We start from the raw sequence: 18,340 nt of genomic DNA on the forward strand, positions 1-18,340 counted from the left end.
CCAGCGACGAGGCCATGAATGTTTCGCGGGGCTGCTACCCCCCGTAACTCTGCACCAGGCTGCCGGCGACCAGCGCCCAGCCGTCGACCAGCACGAAGAAGATCAGCTTGAACGGCAGTGAGACCACCACCGGCGGCAGCATCATCATGCCCATCGACATCAACACCGAGGCGACCACGAGGTCGATGATCAGGAACGGCAGGAATAGGAGAAATCCGATTTCGAAGGCGCGCTTCAGCTCGGAGATCATGAAGGCCGGCACCAGGATGCGCAGCGACATCTCTTCGGGCGTCGCCGGCGGCGGCTCGCCGGAAAGGTCCATGAACAGCTTGAGGTCCTTCTCGCGGACGTTTTTCTGCATGAAGCCGCGGAGGGGGACCGAAGCGCGCTGCAGCGCTTCCTCGACGCCGATCTGGTTGGCGACCAGCGGCTTGATGCCGTCGTCATAGGATTTCTGCAGTACCGGTCCCATCACGAAGGCGGTGAGGAACATCGCAAGCGCGATCATCACCGAGTTCGGCGGCGCGGTCGCGGTGCCGAGCGCGGTGCGCAGCAACGAGAGCACGACCACGATGCGCGTGAACGAGGTCATCATGACGAGGATCGACGGCGCGATCGACAACACCGTCAGCAGCGCGATCAGCTGGATCGCGCGCTCGGTCACGCCGCCATTGCCGCCACCGAGATTGATGCTGATATCCTGCGCCATCGCCGGATCGGCGAAGGATCCGGCGGCGATCAGGACAGCGATGAAAAAAACTCTACGCGGGACCGACCCTGATCTCACGAAGGATTCTTCGGGCGGCCGAGCAGCGATGCCATCTCGTCCTCGAGATTCTCGAAGCCGCTCTTCTGTCCGCCGGCGGGCGGGGCAGGCGGCTCGCTACGCGGCGCGCGAACCGGCGGCGCCTCGGGCGCAACCGGCGGCGCGACGGTCTCGCCTGCGCCGGTCGGGCGGCGCAGGGCCGCCTCGAGCCGCTGCGCCATTTCGGCCAAATTGGCATCTGCGTTCGATGCCGGCGGCACCGGCGGAGGCGCCTGGGTTGCGACCGGTGGTGGAGCGGGGGGAGGCGGTGGTGGCGGCGTGACGGCGCGCTCGGGCGTACGCGGCGGCGCCTTCGGCGGCTCGGCAGCGCGTGGCGGCCGCGGGATAACGGGTTCGGAGCGCGGCGGCAGGCGTGGCGGCATCGGATCGGGCCGCGGTTCGCTGCGCTCGGCCGTGAAGCCCGCCAGCGGATCGTTGCGACGCTCGGCGATCGGCGGCGGGGGCCGGCGCAGCTCGTCGGCGAAGGAGGGGCGTGCCTGACGCGGCGGCAGCTCGGGCTCGGGAAGGTCGAAACTGTCGGACCGTGCGGCTTCGCTCTCGTTCCAGGCGGCATCCGGCAGCGGCGCCACGCGCGGCGGCGCGGCATCGGCTGCAACGGCAGGGCGGGTCGACATCTGATCGCGCCCCGGCATCGCGCGGACGATATTCGGCTCGACGACGATGTCGGTCGGGCCACCGATCATCAGGAGATGCTCGATGTTGTCGCGGCGGACCAGCACCAGCCGGCGGCGGCCATCGACGGCAGCCGCGTCGATCACGGCCAGTCGCGGCATGCGTCCGCGGTTGGCGTTGGCGCCGAGGCGGTTTCCGGCGAAGCGGCGGACGAGCCATGCGGTGACGCCGATCAGCGCCAGCACGACGACGAATGCCAAGACGAATGTAATGACCTGCATATTGGAGTCCCCGGCCATCGTGGCCTTCCTCAGCTTCCGCCATCAACGAGCGCGGATTGATAGGTGCGGTTTGCGCAGCGAATCGCGCCCGAGATTCGCCTTATTTCTTAATTCCCAGCGGCTTGCAGCCGACTGTTCTATTAATAAACCAAGAATCGCTTGTCCCAAAACGACTTCTCAGCGCCCCACGCTGTCTTGGTTTGTGCTGGTTAACGCAGCATTCGTGGCGAAAATGCGCTCGCCGGCCGCAGTTGAGGCGTTCTCCACGGCTCCGTCCGACATTTTAACCACCCGTTAACCATATACCGGGCAAATTCTGCCTACCTCGGAAGGCCCAAGGGGCGTCCAAGAGGTTAACGGAGCCGCGGCGATGTCCATGAACGATCTGCCGATCCTGTCGGCGTTGCGCAGCAAGATGCAGTGGCACCAGGAGCGCCAGCGGGTGCTCGCCGAGAACATTTCCAATTCCGACACGCCGAACTTCCGGCCGCGCGACCTGGTCGAGCCGAAGTTCGACCGGGCCGGCACCACGGTCGGCGGCGGCATGGGGACGCTGCCGATGATGCAGACCAGCGCCACCCACATGGCGGCGTCCGGCGCGCCGGACACATTCGACAATGATCGTGGCAAGAGCGGGTTCCAGACCCGCCCGGCCGGCAACGCGGTCAATCTCGAGGAGCAGATGCTGAAAGTGTCCGCCAACCAGATGGACTTCGCGGCCGCCACCTCGCTCTACAGCAAAAGCCTGCGTCTGCTGAAAACCGCGATCGGCAAGGGCTAGGCCGCTTAACGGCGGCGGGAGGATCCCATGGCAGATGGAACAAGCGATTTTGCCCGCTCGATGAGCATCGCGACCTCGGGCCTGCGCGCGCAGGCAGGGCGGATGCGGGTGATCTCGGAAAATATCGCTAACGCCGATTCGACGGCGCAGACTGCGGGCGGCGATCCCTACCGCCGCAAGGTGCCGACCTTCTCCTCCGCGCTGGATCGTTCGCTCGACGCCCAGGTCGTGACGCTCGGCCGGATCCGCCCCGACCAGTCGTCATTCCGCATCAAGCAGGAGCCGGGCAATCCGGCGGCGGACGCCTCCGGCAACGTCAAATATCCGAACGTCAATCCGATGGTCGAAATGACCGACATGCGCGACGCCCAGCGCTCCTATGAGGCGAACCTCAACATCATCAGCGCGACGCGGCGGATGATCCAGCGCACGCTCGATATCCTCAAGTCCTGACGCAACAAGAACAGGGAACGTAAATCATGGCTACACCGACAGTCGCCGCCAACGCCTATGCCAGCCTCGCGAAAATGATGGAGCGCGGCGGCGTCGAGAAGGCCGGGCAGGCCGTCGCCGGCCCGTCCTTCAGCGCGCTGCTGAAAGACTCCGTCGGCAGCGTGCTGGAAGCGGGCAAGAAGTCCGACGCGCAGACCATGGCGATGGCCTCCGGCAAGGCGAATGTGATGGATGTGGTGACGGCGGTCGCCGACACGGACGTCGCGGTGTCGACGCTGGTCTCGGTGCGCGACCGCGTGATCCAGGCCTATGAAGACATCATGAAGATGCCGATCTGACGTCCGTCAGGACGTTATCCCGAGGGCGATGCGAAGCAAGATTGTAAAAGCGAGAACAACAATGACCGGCCCTGAAACTCTCGACGTAGCGCGCGATGCGATCTGGACCATCGTGCTGGTGTCGTCGCCTTTGATGGTGGTCGGCCTCGTGGTCGGCGTCGTGGTGTCGTTGTTCCAGGCGTTGACCCAGATCCAGGAACAGACGCTGGTCTTCGTGCCGAAGATTCTCGCGATCTTTGTGACATTGCTGCTGGCGCTGCCCTTCATGGCGGACGCGCTCAGTAGCCACATGATGCGGATTTCGTCGCGAATCATCGGCGGTTGATGCACTAATGCCGCGGTCATGCGCATCGATGTCTCCCTGCTTCCGGCGCTGGCCGCAATCTTCGTGCTGGTGTTCGCGCGCGTGGGCGCGATGGTGATGCTGCTGCCCGGTTTCGGCGAGAGCAACATCCCGGCACGGGTCAAGCTGTCGATCGCGCTGCTGCTGACGCTGATCATCCTTCCCCTGCATCGCAACGCCTATCATGTCGACCTGTCGTCGATCTCCTCGCTCGGCGTCCTGATGGTGCATGAGCTGATCATCGGCATCGTGCTCGGCGCCACCGCGCGGGTGACGCTGTCGGCGCTCAACGTCGCGGGCTCGGTGATCGCGCAGCAGCTCGGGCTCGGCTTCGTCACCGCCGTCGACCCGACCCAGGGACAGCAGGGCCAGATCATCGGCAACTTCCTCACCATCCTCGGCCTGACGCTGCTGTTCGCCACCGACAGCCACTATCTCGTCATCGCGGCGCTGAGCGAGAGCTACCGCATCTTCTCGCCGGGCGAGATCATGCCGACCGGCGACGTCGCCGCGCTTGCGACGTCCGCGTTCTCCGCGGCCTTCAAGATCGGCCTGCAGCTGTCGGCGCCGTTCCTGGTGTTCGGCCTCGTCTTCAACATCGGGCTCGGCGTGCTGGCGCGGCTGATGCCGCAGATGCAGGTCTACTTCGTCGGCGTGCCGCTCTCGATCATGGTCGGCTTCCTGATCTTCGCGGTCGTGCTCGCCGCGATGATGAATACCTATTTCGACTACTTCAACGGCGTCATGCGCCAGCTCGCTCCAATGAACTGATGTAGAGCGTTTTCGAGCGAAGTGGGAACCGGTTCGCGTGAAGAAAACGCGTCAAAAATAGGGACCGCAGACCATGATGCGATCAAGTCGCATCATGGTCTAGGGAGCAGAGATGGCCGACGATACCGAAGACAAAACAGAAGACCCTACGCAAAAACGTCTCGATGACGCCCTTGAGAAAGGCGACGTCGTCAAGAGCCAGGAGGTCAACACCTGGTTCGTCATCGCCGGCGCCACGCTGGTGCTGTCGACCTTCTCCGGCTCGATCGGCGGCGGCATCTTGATGCCGCTGCGCAATCTGATCGCCAATTCATGGATGATCCGCACCGACGGTGCAGGCCTGCTTCAGCTGACCCAGACGCTGGGCTACGCCGTGGTCGCCGCGATCGGCGTGCCGTTCCTGATGCTGGCGCTGGCTGCGATCGCGGGCAACATGATCCAGCATCAGCTGGTGTGGTCGGGCGAACAGCTCAAGCCGAAATTCTCCAAGATCTCGCCGGCGGCCGGCTTCAAGCGGCTGTTCGGCAAGCAGGCGGTGGCGAACTTCCTGAAGGGTCTGTTCAAGCTGATCGCGCTCGGCGTCGTGATGGTCATGGTGCTGTGGCCCGACCGGATGCGGATGGAATCGTTCCTGCGGGTCGATCCGGCCGAATTGCTGCCCGCCATCACCGGCATGACGGTGCACCTGCTGGCGGCGGTGGTCGCCATCCTGGCTGCCGTCGCGATCGCCGACTACTTCTTCCAGTACCGGACCTGGTACGAGCGTCACAAGATGTCGCTGCAGGAGATGAAGGAGGAGTTCAAGCAGTCGGAAGGCGACCCGCACGTCAAGGGCAGGATCAAGCAGTTGCGGGTCCAGCGCGCCAAGAAGCGCATGATGGCCCAGGTTCCGAAGGCCTCGGTGATCATCACCAACCCGACCCACTATTCGGTGGCGCTGGCCTACGACCGCAGCATGTCGGCGCCGGTCTGCGTCGCCAAGGGCGTCGACAACCTCGCCTTCAAGATCAGGGAGATCGCCAAGGAGCACGACATTCCGATCGTGGAGAACGTGCCGCTGGCCCGGGCGCTCTATGCGACCGTCGAAATCGACAAGGAAATCCCGGTCGAGCACTACCATGCGGTTGCCGAAATCATCGGCTACGTGATGCGGCTGAGGCGCGGCCTGTCCGGCCTGCGCCAGTAAGGGGCGGAAAACCGCTTGAAATGCGCGTAACTTGCGAATTAGCCGCCTGATGGACTTGCGTTTTCGGGTCCGATTCAGGCACTCAGGGGCGAGGTGGCCGGCCGGTCGCCTTCGTGATGCAGACGAGCCATGTCTCTCCAGATGACAGCCGATAGCAACGATCCTCCCGCGACTGAGCCGTTCGTGGCCCACGGGCCGGCGCGGCGGAGCGGCAGTATCCTGCTGGTGCTCCTGATCGCCACCGGCATCGTCGCGGTGGCCGTCTGGCTCATGACCATCGGCCGTACCCAGGCGCAGCCCTATATCCTCTTTGTGCTGGCGCTGCTCGCCACCGTCGGGCTGTTCAACCTGTTCGCCCTTGCCGCCGGCATCATCCGCTTCTCCGACCGCACGAGCGACGACCCGGTGATGGGCCGGATCGCCGATCACGCCCATGAAGGGCTCGTCGTCACCGACTCCCGCGGCCACGTGGTCTATTCCAACGCCGCCTATCTCACGCTGACCGGCGCGGCCGGCCCGCAGGACGTCCGTCCCGTCGAACGCGTCTTCATCGGCAACCCCGACGTCTCCGAGGCGGTGTTCCGGCTCCTGAAGGCGGCGCGCGAGGGCAAGCGGCAGCAGGAGGAGGTCCGTGTCGCCGGGCACGAGGCCGGGCAAGGTGGTGGACAGGGCCGCTGGCTGCGGCTCAGGGTGCGCCCCCTCGGCGAGGGTAAGCGCGACGGGAAATATGCGGTGTGGTCGATCGCCGACGTCACCCGCGACCGCGAGCGCCAGGAAGACGTGTTCCAGGAGCTGCGGCACGCGATCGAATATCTCGATCATGCGCCGTGCGGCTTCTTCTCGGTCAATCCGGCCGGCGAAATCGCCTATATCAACGCCACGCTGGCCAACTGGCTGGACTACGATCTCGCCGAGATCGGCTCGGGCGGCCTGAAGCTGACCGACATCGTCTCGGGCGACGGCGCGGCGCTGCTGACCTCGATCGCGGCGGTGCCCGGCGAGGTCAAGACCGAGGTGTTCGACATCGACCTGCGGATGCGCGGCGGCAAGACCGTGCCGGTGCGGCTCTATCACAAGCTCGCTTTCGGCGCCGACGGCGCGGCAGGCGCCTCGCGCACCCTGGTGATCAGCCGTGCCCGCGACGAGCATTCCGATCCGGAGCGCGCCGCCGAGGTGCGCTTCATGCGCTTCTTCGACCATACGCCGATGGCGATCGCGACCGTCGATCGCGGCGGCAACGTGGTCGGCGCCAATGCGCGCTATGCCAAGCTGGCGCAGGGGCTGAACGGCGACGGTGGTGCGGCCAAGTCGATCTTCCGTGCGGTCAATCCGCGCGACCGCGGCCTGTTGATCGCCGCGATCAACCAGGCTGCCGAAGGCCAGGGCGATATCGCGCCGGTCGAGGTGATGCTCGACGGGCCCAAGGAGCGCTTCGCCCAGTTCTTCGTCACCACCGTGGAGAAGGACGAGCGCGACGCGGAAACCGCGATCGTCTACATGCTCGAGATCACCGAGCGGCGCGCGCTGGAAAACCAGATCAACCAATCGCAGAAGATGGAGATGGTCGGCCAGCTCGCCGGCGGCATCGCGCACGATTTCAACAACGTGCTGTCGGCCATCATGATGGCGAACGACTTCCTGCTGAACGCGCACAAGCCGACCGACCCGTCGTTCCAGGACATCATGCAGATCAAGCAGAACGCGACCCGCGCCGCGACGCTGGTGCGGCAACTGCTTGCGTTCTCGCGCCGCCAGACGCTGCGGCCGCAGGTGCTCGATCTCGGCGACGCATTGAGCGACCTCACCATGCTGCTGCGCCGGCTGATCGGCGAGAAGGTCAAGCTCGACCTCGTGCACGGCCGCGATCTGTGGCCGGTCAAGGTCGACGTCTCGCAGTTCGAGCAGGTGGTGGTCAATCTCGCGGTGAACGCGCGCGACGCGATGCCCGACGGCGGCAAGCTGATCATCCGCACCGTCAATGTGCCGACCGAGGAAGCCGCCCAGCTCGCCAACAAGGGCATGCCGGCGGCGGACTATGTGAAGATCGAGATTTCGGACACCGGCACCGGCATTCCGCACGAGATCATCGACAAGATCTTCGAGCCGTTCTTCTCGACCAAGGAAGTCGGCAAGGGCACCGGCCTCGGCCTGTCGACGGTCTACGGCATCGTCAAGCAGACCGGTGGCTTCGTCTATGTCGATTCCGTGCCCGGCGGCGGCACCACGTTCCGGATCTATTTGCCGCGGCATCGCCAGGAGCAGGAGGCTGCGCCGGAGGCGCATGCCGGCAACGGCGCGGCAAAGGAGACCGCGACCGCAGAAGCTGCCAAGCCGAAGCCGGATCTCACCGGGCAGGGCACCATCCTGCTGGTCGAGGACGAGGACGGCCTGCGCTCGCTCAATGCACGTGGGCTGCGTTCGCGCGGCTACAGCGTGATCGAGGCGGCGAACGGCGTCGAGGCGCTGGAGGCGTTCGAGGAGAACAACGGCAAGGTCGATCTCGTTGTCTCCGACGTCGTGATGCCGGAGATGGACGGGCCGACGCTGCTGAAGGAAATGCGTAGCCGCAATGCGGAGCTGAAGATCATCTTCGTCTCCGGCTATGCCGAAGACGCGTTCGAGAAGAGCCTGCCGGAGAACCAGCAATTCGCGTTCCTGCCGAAGCCGTTCACGCTGACGCAGCTGGTCGCCGCGGTGAAGGAAACCATGACGGCGAATTAGGCCGGGCGACGAGCTACGCTACCCCTTCGCTCCCGAAGGGCAGAGGCCATGTTGCAATGCGGTCGCGGTTGAACCTGAACCGCATATCGCGCTAGGACGCACTGTCGCGCCCGCAAGGCCCATGGTGTCACATCGCCGCGACCGAGGGCCGCAGCCGCGGTTCCCGTTTCCCGCTTCACTTTTAACTGGCTCTGCCCATGTTAGGGGCGTTTCCCCATGCCGGGGAATCCTTTGAGGAAACCAACATGAATTTCTCGCAACGCACGCGTGGAATTGTCCGGGCGATCGCCGTCGCGATGGCGCTGGCGCTGCCCGTGATGATGACCGTTTCGGCGGCCGACGCTCGCGTCGGTGGCGGCGGCTCGCGCGGCTCGCGGACATTCTCCGCGCCGCCCTCGACCAGCACTGCGCCGGGCTCGGTTGCTCCGATGAACCGTACCTTCAGCCAGCCTGGTAGCCCGAGCATGGGCTCGCCGGCGGCGGCGAATTCCGGCGGCCTGTTCGGCCGCGGCGGAATGGGTCGCGGCCTGCTCGGCGGCCTGGCCGCGGGCTTCCTTGGCGCCGGCCTGTTCGGCATGCTGTTCGGCGGCGGCCTGTTCTCCGGCCTCGGCGGCCTGTCGTCGATGCTCGGCCTGCTGCTGCAGGTCGGTCTGATCGTGCTGGTGGTCCGGCTCGCGATGTCATGGTGGCAGCGGCGCAATACGCAGGCCGCCGCCTACGCGGGTGGTCCCGACGTCGGGCCCGGTCCGCAGGCGAACGCCCGTTCGGGCTTCGGCTTTGGCCTCGGCGGCGGCTCGAACGCGCCGGTCGAGATCGCACCCGGTGACTACGAGACGTTCGAGCGACTGCTCGGCGACATCCAGGCCGCATGGTCGAACGAGGACATCGCCAAGCTGCACACGCTCGCGACGCCGGAAATGGTGTCGTACTTCTCGAAGGATCTCGAGGAGAACAAGGCGCGCAACGTCACCAACAAGACGTCCAATGTGAAGCTCTTGCAAGGCGATCTGGCGGAAGCTTGGCGTGAAGGCGACAGCGAATATGCGACGGTCGCAATGCGCTACTCGCTGGTCGACACCATGCTGGAGCGCGGCACCGGCCGTCAGGTCAGCGGCGGGCAGCCGGAGGAGGTCACCGAGGTCTGGACCTTCGTGCGCCAGCGCGGCGGCAATTGGGAGCTCTCGGCGATCCAGCAGACCAACTGACCGATTACCGGTCACGACAAGTACAAGGCGCCGCGGCATCAACCGCGGCGCTTTTTTGTGGGCTTCATTCTCGTGTCGCCGCGCCGGAATATCCGGACAGGCCGCGGGTTGATGTCAGCGGACCATAACAACCATCGGGAGGATGAAATGAAGTTCACTGCGCGTATCGCGGTTCCAGCCTGCCTTGCGTTCGTCGTCATGGCCGCGCCGCCGGCAGCGGCGCAGACCGCCGACACCAGCTTCTTCGTCACCAGCAACGGCATCGGCAATGGCGGCAATCTTGGCGGCCTCGCCGGCGCTGACAATCATTGCCAGACCCTGGCACAGGCCGCGGGTTTCGGTGCGCCGAAGACATGGCGCGCCTATCTCTCGACCCAGGCGGCCGACGGCAAGCCAGCCGTGAATGCGCGCGATCGCATCGGCAAGGGCCCGTGGAAGAATGTGAAGGGCGTCGTGGTCGCCAAGGACGTCGCCGATCTGCACAGCGCCGGCAACAATCTCACCAAGCAGACCGCGCTGTCCGAGAAGGGCGACGTCATCAACGGTGCCGGCGACACGCCGAACCGCCACGACGTGCTGACGGGATCGCAGGCCGATGGTACGGCGTTTGCGGCCGGTGAGGACCGCACCTGCAGGAACTGGACAAGCAGCACGCAAGGCGCCGCGATGGTCGGGCATTTCGACCGCAAGGGCCTGCGCGATGACGAGCCGTCAAAATCCTGGAATACGTCGCATCCCTCGCGCGGCCCGGATGGCGGTTGCTCGCAGGCCGATCTAAAGAGCACCGGCGGCGACGGCCTGTTGTACTGCTTCGCGGCGAATTGAGGGGAGCGGCGAATGGGGCGGAGCCCGTGAGTTCATGTTCCCGTCATTGCGAGGAGCGATAGCGACGAAGCAATCCATCTTTCCGCGTATGCCGCGCGATGGATTGCTTCGCGGAGCCTGTCATCGGGCGGCGCTTCGCGCCGACCCGTTGGCTCGCAATGACGCGGGATAGTACGGCGGGACACCAATAACCGCCGCTCATTGCGCTGCGGCCGCGCTCAGCTCTTCTTGCGCTTGCCGGCCTTCTTGGCGGTCTTCTTCGCAGTCTTCTTTTTCTTCGCGGTCTTCTTCTTCGCGAAATGGGCCTCGACCTTCTTCGAGGAATGTCCGACCTCGGCCACCGCGGCCCTGAGGCGGGCAGGGGTCACCTTGAACTTCTTCGACCAGTAGCGGACCTCGTAGGGCTCGCTGATCGCGATTCGCGCGCGATCGGCGGCCATGTGCCGCTGTTCCTTGAAGTGAGCTTCGACCTTCTTGGCGGAATGCCCGACTTTCTTGACGGCGGCCTTGAGCTTTGCCGGCGTGACCTTGAACTTCTTGGACCAGTACGCAACTTCGTAGGACTCGCTCAACGCGATCAGAGCACGATCTTGTGCGCGCCGCTTCTTCTTGTTGTCCGCCATAAGTTGATCCTTCATCGAAGACTTGATGTTGTAACCTTAGCAGTCTCCGCACGGTTCGGACAGGCGAGCCGTGCGCGGTGGACGATCTGACCGCGGCGCGGCTACGATCGCCGTGAATCGAAGTGATGCGGTGAAGTTTTTGGAGATAAGTGCATGCACTATCAGCTTTACTACTGGCCGATGATCCAGGGCCGCGGCGAATATGTCCGCCTCGCGCTCGAGGATGCGGGCGCTGATTATACCGATGTCGCGCGCGGCAAGGGCGGCACGGGCGCCATGATGAAGATGATGGACGCGCACAAGGGCACCCCGCCCTTTGCGCCGCCGTTCCTCAAGGCGGGCCAACTCGTGATCGGGCAGACCGCCAACATCCTGCTCTATCTCGGCGCGCGCCATGGCCTAGCGCCAAAGGCGGAGGCGGGAAAGCTCTGGGTGCACCAGCTGCAGCTGACGATTGCGGACTTCGTGCTGGAGATCCACGACACCCATCATCCGCTCGGGCCGTCGCTGTATTATGAGGACCAGAAGGCGCCGGCGAAGAAGCGCACGGAAGAGTTCTGGAAATCGCGGGTGCCGAAATATCTCGGCTATTTCGAGGATCTTGTGCAGGCCAATGGCGGCGGCTTCGTCACCGGACGCCGGCTGACCTACGCCGACCTGTCGCTGTTCCAGATCGTGGAAGGCCTGCGCTATGCGTTTCCGAAACGGATGGCGGCATTCGAGAAGAAGGTCCCGCGCCTGATCGCGCTGCGCGACCGGATCGCCGAGCGGCCGAACATCAAGGCGTATCTCGCCAGCGCGCGGCGGATTCCGTTCAACGAGGAGGGGATTTTCCGGTGCTACAAGGCGCTGGATATCTAAGCACTGTCATTCCGAGTTCGATGCTGCGCATCGCCCCGGAATGATTGCTTCGCAGTCACCTGTTCCGCCCGTCCACCGGCGTCATCGCGATCTTCGACAGGTCGATGCCGTCGATGCAGTTGACATTGAGCGCCACGATGTCGGCGCCATCGGGTTTCTTGCCGCGCGCGAACACGTCGACGCCGCAATCGACGCAGAGCTGGTGACGGATCGCATGGCGGTTGAACAGATATTCCTTCAAATTCTCCGCGCCGGCGCGGAGCTGGAAGCTCGATGGCGGCATGAATACGAAGTGCAGGCCCTTCTTGGTGCAGATCGAGCAGTTGCAGGCGGTCACCATGGCCATGTCGGTGGTGCATTCGAAACGCACCTGGCCGCAGTGGCAACCGCCGGTGTAGGTCTTGCTCTCTGCCATGATGGTCCCTCACCACAGTCCGGGAACGAGGCGATAGCGCACCCGTGCCGCGTAATCGGCATAGCCTGACAATCCCGCCATCAGCGTGCGCTCCTCGATCCCGGTGCGGAACGCGAACATCGCGAAGAACACCGGCACGAAGGCAAGGCCCCACCAGGAGCCGAGCGTCAGCGGCACACCGATGAAGAACAGCATCACGCTCGCATACATCGGATGGCGCACCAGTGCGTACGGCCCGGTCGAGATCACGTGATGGTCGCGCTCGGTCTGTACCTTCACGACCGGCGCGGCGAACGAATTGGTGCGGAACACCCACAGGATCAGCACGGTCGAGATCAGATACAGCACGAGGCCGAGCACGATCAGCGACACGCCGGCATTGGCGCCGCCAAACCGGCGATCGAGGCCCATTGCGACGAACCACAGCACGGCAATGACAAGGAACACCAGCATGAAGCGCTTGTCCTCGGCGGGCTGGCCCTCGCGTGTGGTGAGCCGCATGCGCTCGGCCAGCAGGCCGGGATCGACCTTGGCCAGCCACAGCCCGCAGGCCGGGCCGATCAGCGCCGAGGCCATCAGATAGGCCCACGCGCCGGGCCAGTGCAGCGTGCCGGCGAAGGCAAACAGCAGCGCGGCCATGGCGATGACGAAGAAGGTGTTCTGCAAGAGGAGCTTTGCGATCATCGGCCGGCTCCGTGATTCCAGCCGCGATTATCGCACTCTTTTTCCGGCAAACATGCGACCGCAATCATCAACTTTCGGAGCGGGCGACGTGTTCCTGCACCGCCACCGCCTTGTCTCTGCGTTGACAATCGTATAAGCAATTGCTTATATATCGCCATGACCACCGCCATGCAGTTGACCAATGTGCTCAAGACCCTCGCGGACCCGACGCGGCGGGCGGTGTTCGAGCGGATCATTCGCGAAGGGGAGATCGCCGCGACCGGGCTGGTGCAGGGCTCCAAGGTGTCGCAGCCGGCGGTGTCGCAGCATCTGCGCGCGCTGCGCGATGCTGGGCTCGTCGCGGAGCGGCGCGAGGGCCGGCATATCCATTATCGCGTCGCGCCGAAGGGACTCAGCCCGCTGATCGACTGGCTCGGCCATTACGAGACATTCTGGGCCGAGCGCTTCGCAAATCTGGAACGGCTGTTGAAGGAGAGTGAGTGATGGGTGAGACGCACGCGATCACGGTCGAGAAGGTGCTGCCTTATGCCGCCGACAAGATCTGGCGGACGCTGACCACGAGCGAATTGCTGATGAAATGGCTGATGCCGAACGATTTTCAGCCGAGCGTCGGGCACCACTTCAATTTCCGCACCCGGCCGATCGGCGACTGGGACGGTGTCGTGCATTGTGAGGTGCTGGATTGCGATCCGCCGCGCCTGCTGCGCTATTCCTGGAAGGGCGGCGCCGACACCAATCCGAAATTCGGCTCGAAGCTCGACTCGGTCGTCACCTGGACGCTGACGCCGGTCGAGGGCGGCACGCAGGTCCGCATGGTGCATGACGGCTTCGTCTTCCCCGGCAACCGCTACGCCTTCGACATGATGAGCCCGGGCTGGGGCAAGATCGTCGATGCGATCGGTCGGGTCGCCGCGGAAGCCTGACCGATCACTCGTTCTTGCCGCGCCGGACCGTGATCGAGGCGTCGGTCTTGTTGCGCGTGCACTCGAGATTGAGGCGGCGATAGCGCATCGTGATGGTGTTGCCGCGCAGGATGCCCATGCGCTTCAGGCAGCGCGAGGTGCCGGTGGTGGCGTCATCCTTCGGTACGGTGAAGACCAGCGCGGTGGCGGAGCCGACCAGGTTGAAGAACTCGGGCTTCATCTTGCGATCGGTCTTGGCAAAGAGCTCGATCGAATAATCCTTGCCGCGGCAGCCGAGCGACAATTCCTTCGCCGCCGGGTGTGTGAGGTATGTGATGTTGGCGGCGCTGAAATTGACCTTCAGCCCGTCGATCTGGCCGGCGAGCTGCTTTGCGATGTCCTCGCAGGGATCGGCATGCGCAGGCGCGGCAGTGAAGGCCGTGGCCAACGCCATCAGCGCGGCCGGCAGGATAGAGCGGATGCTCAAGGGAGAGCGTCGGCGCAACGGTGCTGTCACGAAATACCCCCGCGGTATGAAAATACGCGAAGCTACATGCAGGCTCCCGCGCAGCGCGTCAATATGGCCGGTCCGTCAGGATGCGCACTTGCCGTCCTGCGCCTTGGAGGCTCCGGCGGCGCGGCGTTCGCAATCATTGCCATAGGTCTTGCCGTCGCAGCCGCAGACGGGCTTGAAGATCTTGTTGCAGATCGTCGGCCGGAACGCGCAGGTGCCGGTCTGGTCTGCACGGCCGCATTGTCCCGGCTTGAACTGGCAGAACTGGCCGCCACGGCTGCATTGAACGCCGGCAAGGCCGCCGCACGACTTGCCGAGGCGAGCCGCATCGGCGCCGGTCGGGACCGCGATCAACAAGGCCAGCGCCGCGAACCAGACGAAAAGCGCTGTCTTCATGATGGTCTCCTGATGGCTTCCTTGGTGGTTTCGCGGATCGCTGAAGCGTTGTGGCAACCAGAGATTACGGAGGGATAAAAGATAGCACATGGATTGCCGGTCCCGCGCATGGCTGGAAGGCGGCCGGCTTCCCTTTCCTTTGTCCGAAAAAGGCTTAGAACGGCTCTACATTCCGGCGGCCGCACGGCCGGACCGGCCTTACGAACCCGACCTGCAAGCCCAAAGAGCAGCTCATGAACGCCCCCTCTGCCTTCCCCGACCAGAAGCCGGTTCCGCCCTACAAGCACACCCCGCTCTTCCCGCTGGGTGCCGACACCACGCCCTACAAGAAGGTGACGAGCGAGGGCGTCCGGGTCGAGAAGGTGCTGGGCAAGGACATGCTGGTGGTGTCGCGTGAGGCGCTGCGGGCGCTGTCCGAGGCCGCCTTCGGCGACATCAACCACTATCTGCGGCCGGGCCATTTGAAGCAGCTGCGCTCGATCCTCGAGGACAAGGAAGCCAGCGACAACGACAAGTTCGTCGCCTTCGACTTCCTGAAGAACGCCAACATCGCCGCCGGCGGCGTGCTGCCGATGTGCCAGGACACCGGCACCGCGATCATCATGGGCAAGAAGGGCTGCAACGTCATCACCGATGGCGACGACGAGGCCGCGCTGTCCGAAGGCGCGCGCGATGCCTATCTGCGCCGCAATCTGCGCTACTCGCAGGTCGCGCCGCTGTCGATGTATGAGGAGAAGAACACCGCCAACAACATGCCGGCGCAGTGCGAGATCTACGCCGAGGGCGACGATGCCTACAAGTTCATGTTCATGGCCAAGGGCGGCGGCTCGGCCAACAAGAGTTTCCTCTTCCAGGCGACGCCCTCGGTGCTGACCAGGGACCGGCTGCTTGCGTTCCTGAAGGAGAAGGTGCTGACGCTCGGCACCGCGGCCTGTCCGCCGTATCACCTCGCTATCGTGATCGGCGGCACCTCGGCCGAGCTCTGCATGAAGACCGTGAAGCTTGCTTCCGCGCGCTATCTCGACGCGCTGCCGACCCACGGCTCGGCCGACGGCAACGCATTCCGCGATCTCGAGATGGAGCAGGAAATCCTCAAGATGACGCAAAGCTTGGGTGTAGGCGCGCAGTTCGGCGGCAAGTATTTCTGCCACGACGTGCGCGTGATCCGGATGCCGCGCCACGGCGCCTCGCTGCCGATCGGCCTCGGCGTGTCATGCTCGGCGGACCGCCAGGTGCTCGGCAAGATCACCAAGGACGGTGTCTATCTCGAGGAGCTCGAGCATAATCCGGCGCAGTATCTGCCCGCGGTCGAGCAGTCGCTCGGCGGCGATGTCGTCAAGATCGACCTCAACCAGCCGATGAAGGATATCCTCGCGACGTTGTCGCAATATCCGATCAAGACCCGCGTCTCGATGACCGGCACCATGATCGTGGCGCGCGACTCCGCCCACGCCAAGCTGCGCGAGCGGCTGGAGAAGGGCGAGCCGCTGCCGGATTATTTCAAGAACCATCCGGTGTACTACGCGGGTCCCGCCAAGACGCCCGACGGTTACGCCTCCGGCGCGTTCGGCCCGACCACCGCGGGCCGCATGGATTCCTTCGTCGACCAGTTCCAGGCCGCGGGCGGATCGATGGTGATGGTCGCCAAGGGCAACCGCGCGGTCGCGGTACGCGAGGCCTGCAAGAAGCACGGCGGCTTCTATCTCGGCTCGATCGGCGGCGCGGCGGCGAACCTCGCCGAGCACTGCATCAAGAAGGTCGAGGTGGTCGAGTATCCCGAACTCGGCATGGAAGCGATCTGGCGCATCGAGGTGGTCGACTTCCCGGCCTTCATCATCATCGATGACAAGGGCAACGACTTCTTCAAGGAATTGAATCTGGGTTGAGGGCGACAGGCCTCGACGGATTCTCCAAAGGCTGGGTCGCCGTCACCATCGACGGCGACCAGCGGACGCTTTCCATTCATAGAAACATTGCGGACGCGCTGGCGGGGCCGTTCGATCGCGCCGGGGTCGATATCCCGATCGGAATGACCGATGACGGCGAGCGCGATTGCGATCGTCTGGCCCGCGAGCGGCTGCGCCCGCACACCTCGCGCGTCTTCACCGGGGCGCGGCGCTGGCTGTGGCAGGAATTTGACGATCCGGATGCGGCGAACCGTGAAGCCCTGCGGCGCGGTCAGACCCGCGTCTCGCGCCAGCTCTGGCATCTCGGCAACAAGATCATGGAGGTCGACGCGTTCGTCTGTGCGAATGCCGCGCGCGACATCCGCGAGGTGCATCCCGAGCTGGTGTTCCTGCGGCTGAACGGCGGCGAGCCGTTGCCGCGCAAGAAGTCGGAAGAGGGCGATACGCTCCGCCGCAGGCTGCTGAAGCGATCAGGCTTTCGCGAGATCGATCGCTGGCTCACCGAGACGCGGATCGGCACCGGCGCGAAGCGTGACGATGTGCTGGATGCCTGCGCGGTGGCGCTCGCCGCCCATGAACCAAGCGGCTGCGTTCCCGGGGGACCGCAGCCGCTGGATGGACACGATCTGCCGATGCAGATCTGGTTCTAGAGCGTTTTCGAGCGAAGTGGACACCGGTTCGCGTGAAGAAAACGCGTCAAAACAAAAGCTGGAGCGGTTACGCCCGCGTGCCGGTGAAGGGGAAGCTGCCCATCGGGCCGATGCCCATCTCGCCGGAGATGCCGTCGCCTGCGACCGTGCCGGAGAATTCGAGCGTCAGCGGCATCGGATTGGTGATGGAGACCTTCCAGGCGACGCTGTCGCCGTTCACGGTGCCGTCGAAGATTTCGGTGGAGTTGCCCTCGGCGCCCTGCGTGCCGGTGAGCGTGCCGCCCGAACTCGCCAGCGACAAGGTCGCCTTGCGCTCGCCCATCGGCGTCGTCATGGTCAAATTCCAGTTTCCGTCCACCGCCATTGATGTCTCCCCTCCGGTAAAAAAGCGTGCGCGGGTATAGCCTATCTTGGCGCGCGCGCCTAGTTCGCGGCTGCGGCGATCAGGCGCGGGCGGCGGCGCGCAGCCGGTTGCTGACCAGGAAGCGGAAAGCGACGTACTGGATCGCGAACGCGGCGATCTTGGCGCCGACCAGCACCACCGACACGTAGAGCGCCCACAGCTTCATGTCGCCGGTCGCCGCGATCGCGATGGTGCCGGCGGCGAGGATGAACATCAGCCCGGCCCAGGCGTAGCCGGCGAGGGTGGCGTATTCCGGAATGGTCTCGGTCACGATCGGCGGCAGATAGCGCAGCATCCAGCCGCGCTTGAGCATGATCGTGCCGATCGCGATGTGGCCGATCGCGGGCTTCGCCAGCACGAAGCGCGGATCGTTGGTGAGCAGCGTCGCGCCGCCAAGCACGATCACCAGTCCAAGGCTCGCCCAGGTCATGTAGCCGAGCGTCTGTCCCTTCATACGCGCATAGACCACTTGCGCAATCGCACCCACGATCGCGACAGCGGTGGCGATCAGGACATTGTCGGTGGCGAGATAGACCACCAGGAACACGATGGTGGAGAGGAAGTCGCTCGCGAGCCTGGCAAATACGCTCTTCATCGTCGTGGCTTCCGTTTCCTCGGGCAGGATGATCGCTGTGATGTTGTT

Annotated in this window: 23 protein-coding genes; 14 read left to right on the forward strand and 9 right to left on the reverse strand. The window is 64.7% G+C overall.

Annotated features, from left to right (window positions below; translation table 11 throughout):
- Positions 1-34: 34 nt before the first annotated feature.
- The gene (gene fliP / locus Q0030_RS33615; RefSeq protein ID WP_050403467.1) at positions 35-787 is read right to left on the reverse strand and encodes a flagellar type III secretion system pore protein FliP; all 753 of its coding nucleotides are present in this window, start codon (positions 785-787) and stop codon (positions 35-37) included.
- Entirely contained in the window at positions 784-1,719 is a 936-nt protein-coding gene (locus Q0030_RS33620) for a flagellar biosynthetic protein FliO (protein WP_298377223.1), read from the reverse strand. Before Q0030_RS33620 ends, fliP begins: the two co-directional genes overlap by 4 nt.
- Positions 1,720-2,089: 370 nt before the next feature.
- On the opposite strand from Q0030_RS33620, the gene flgB reads away from it, so the two are divergent.
- The 9 genes from flgB to Q0030_RS33665 all read left to right on the forward strand — a co-directional run bounded on the left by flgB (position 2,090) and on the right by Q0030_RS33665 (position 10,342).
- Positions 2,090-2,500 carry a flagellar basal body rod protein FlgB gene (flgB, locus tag Q0030_RS33625; RefSeq protein WP_298377225.1) on the forward strand — a complete coding sequence of 137 codons (411 nt, stop codon included), beginning with the start codon at positions 2,090-2,092 and terminating at the stop codon, positions 2,498-2,500.
- Positions 2,501-2,527: 27 nt separating this feature from the next.
- Positions 2,528-2,953, forward strand: coding sequence for a flagellar basal body rod protein FlgC (gene flgC, locus Q0030_RS33630; protein WP_223970258.1), 426 nt, complete (start codon positions 2,528-2,530; stop codon positions 2,951-2,953).
- Positions 2,954-2,979: 26 nt separating this feature from the next.
- Positions 2,980-3,291 (forward strand): flagellar hook-basal body complex protein FliE, encoded by a 312-nt coding sequence (gene fliE, locus Q0030_RS33635; protein WP_024580946.1) that lies wholly within the window; start codon positions 2,980-2,982, stop codon positions 3,289-3,291.
- 61 nt (positions 3,292-3,352) lie between these two features.
- A complete protein-coding gene (fliQ, locus tag Q0030_RS33640; protein ID WP_050401183.1) occupies positions 3,353-3,616 on the forward strand; it encodes a flagellar biosynthesis protein FliQ in 264 nt (87 codons plus the stop codon).
- An 18-nt stretch (positions 3,617-3,634) separates the two neighbouring features.
- On the forward strand, positions 3,635-4,405 hold the full coding sequence (fliR, locus tag Q0030_RS33645) for a flagellar biosynthetic protein FliR (protein WP_298377230.1): 771 nt from the start codon (positions 3,635-3,637) through the stop codon (positions 4,403-4,405).
- Between the two features lie 112 nt (positions 4,406-4,517).
- Complete coding sequence (gene flhB, locus Q0030_RS33650; protein ID WP_298377232.1) at positions 4,518-5,591, forward strand: flagellar biosynthesis protein FlhB; 1,074 nt, start codon at positions 4,518-4,520, stop codon at positions 5,589-5,591.
- Positions 5,592-5,732: 141 nt separating this feature from the next.
- Positions 5,733-8,312, forward strand: coding sequence for a cell cycle histidine kinase CckA (gene cckA / locus Q0030_RS33655; RefSeq protein ID WP_298377354.1), 2,580 nt, complete (start codon positions 5,733-5,735; stop codon positions 8,310-8,312).
- 245 nt (positions 8,313-8,557) lie between these two features.
- A complete protein-coding gene (locus Q0030_RS33660) occupies positions 8,558-9,517 on the forward strand; it encodes a Tim44-like domain-containing protein (RefSeq protein ID WP_298377234.1) in 960 nt (319 codons plus the stop codon).
- A gap of 198 nt (positions 9,518-9,715) precedes the next feature.
- The gene (locus Q0030_RS33665; RefSeq protein ID WP_298377356.1) at positions 9,716-10,342 is read left to right on the forward strand and encodes a lectin; all 627 of its coding nucleotides are present in this window, start codon (positions 9,716-9,718) and stop codon (positions 10,340-10,342) included.
- 218 nt (positions 10,343-10,560) lie between these two features.
- Here Q0030_RS33665 and Q0030_RS33670 read toward each other — a convergent pair whose 3' ends face one another.
- Positions 10,561-10,965 carry a DUF3606 domain-containing protein gene (locus Q0030_RS33670; protein ID WP_298377359.1) on the reverse strand — a complete coding sequence of 135 codons (405 nt, stop codon included), beginning with the start codon at positions 10,963-10,965 and terminating at the stop codon, positions 10,561-10,563.
- A gap of 153 nt (positions 10,966-11,118) precedes the next feature.
- On the opposite strand from Q0030_RS33670, the gene Q0030_RS33675 reads away from it, so the two are divergent.
- Complete coding sequence (locus Q0030_RS33675) at positions 11,119-11,826, forward strand: glutathione S-transferase (protein ID WP_298377238.1); 708 nt, start codon at positions 11,119-11,121, stop codon at positions 11,824-11,826.
- Positions 11,827-11,881: 55 nt separating this feature from the next.
- Here the strand turns inward: Q0030_RS33675 and Q0030_RS33680 are convergent, their stop codons facing one another.
- Positions 11,882-12,241: a GFA family protein gene (locus Q0030_RS33680; protein WP_298377242.1), complete on the reverse strand. Its 360-nt coding sequence runs from the start codon at positions 12,239-12,241 to the stop codon at positions 11,882-11,884.
- Between the two features lie 9 nt (positions 12,242-12,250).
- Positions 12,251-12,925 carry an isoprenylcysteine carboxylmethyltransferase family protein gene (locus Q0030_RS33685; protein ID WP_298377244.1) on the reverse strand — a complete coding sequence of 225 codons (675 nt, stop codon included), beginning with the start codon at positions 12,923-12,925 and terminating at the stop codon, positions 12,251-12,253.
- 156 nt (positions 12,926-13,081) lie between these two features.
- Between Q0030_RS33685 and Q0030_RS33690 the strand changes: the two genes are divergently transcribed.
- On the forward strand, positions 13,082-13,408 hold the full coding sequence (locus Q0030_RS33690) for a metalloregulator ArsR/SmtB family transcription factor (protein ID WP_074130929.1): 327 nt from the start codon (positions 13,082-13,084) through the stop codon (positions 13,406-13,408).
- The gene (locus tag Q0030_RS33695) at positions 13,408-13,848 is read left to right on the forward strand and encodes an SRPBCC domain-containing protein (protein WP_298377248.1); all 441 of its coding nucleotides are present in this window, start codon (positions 13,408-13,410) and stop codon (positions 13,846-13,848) included. The genes Q0030_RS33690 and Q0030_RS33695 overlap by 1 nt, the downstream gene beginning before the upstream one ends.
- Positions 13,849-13,852: 4 nt before the next feature.
- Here Q0030_RS33695 and Q0030_RS33700 read toward each other — a convergent pair whose 3' ends face one another.
- Both Q0030_RS33700 and Q0030_RS33705 read right to left on the reverse strand, forming a co-directional pair.
- On the reverse strand, positions 13,853-14,281 hold the full coding sequence (locus Q0030_RS33700; RefSeq protein WP_298377361.1) for a hypothetical protein: 429 nt from the start codon (positions 14,279-14,281) through the stop codon (positions 13,853-13,855).
- A gap of 138 nt (positions 14,282-14,419) precedes the next feature.
- A complete protein-coding gene (locus tag Q0030_RS33705; RefSeq protein ID WP_298377250.1) occupies positions 14,420-14,737 on the reverse strand; it encodes a Kazal-type serine protease inhibitor family protein in 318 nt (105 codons plus the stop codon).
- A 233-nt stretch (positions 14,738-14,970) separates the two neighbouring features.
- On the opposite strand from Q0030_RS33705, the gene Q0030_RS33710 reads away from it, so the two are divergent.
- On the forward strand, positions 14,971-16,623 hold the full coding sequence (locus Q0030_RS33710; protein WP_298377254.1) for a fumarate hydratase: 1,653 nt from the start codon (positions 14,971-14,973) through the stop codon (positions 16,621-16,623).
- Entirely contained in the window at positions 16,620-17,294 is a 675-nt protein-coding gene (locus Q0030_RS33715) for a DUF429 domain-containing protein (RefSeq protein ID WP_298377256.1), read from the forward strand. The genes Q0030_RS33710 and Q0030_RS33715 overlap by 4 nt, the downstream gene beginning before the upstream one ends.
- 67 nt (positions 17,295-17,361) lie before the next feature.
- Here Q0030_RS33715 and Q0030_RS33720 read toward each other — a convergent pair whose 3' ends face one another.
- Both Q0030_RS33720 and Q0030_RS33725 read right to left on the reverse strand, forming a co-directional pair.
- Positions 17,362-17,658, reverse strand: coding sequence for a hypothetical protein (locus Q0030_RS33720; protein WP_092115378.1), 297 nt, complete (start codon positions 17,656-17,658; stop codon positions 17,362-17,364).
- A 79-nt stretch (positions 17,659-17,737) separates the two neighbouring features.
- The gene (locus tag Q0030_RS33725; RefSeq protein WP_298377260.1) at positions 17,738-18,292 is read right to left on the reverse strand and encodes a septation protein IspZ; all 555 of its coding nucleotides are present in this window, start codon (positions 18,290-18,292) and stop codon (positions 17,738-17,740) included.
- Positions 18,293-18,340 lie beyond the last annotated feature (48 nt).

The organism is uncultured Bradyrhizobium sp., from assembly GCF_947648125.1.
GTDB lineage: Bacteria > Pseudomonadota > Alphaproteobacteria > Rhizobiales > Xanthobacteraceae > Bradyrhizobium.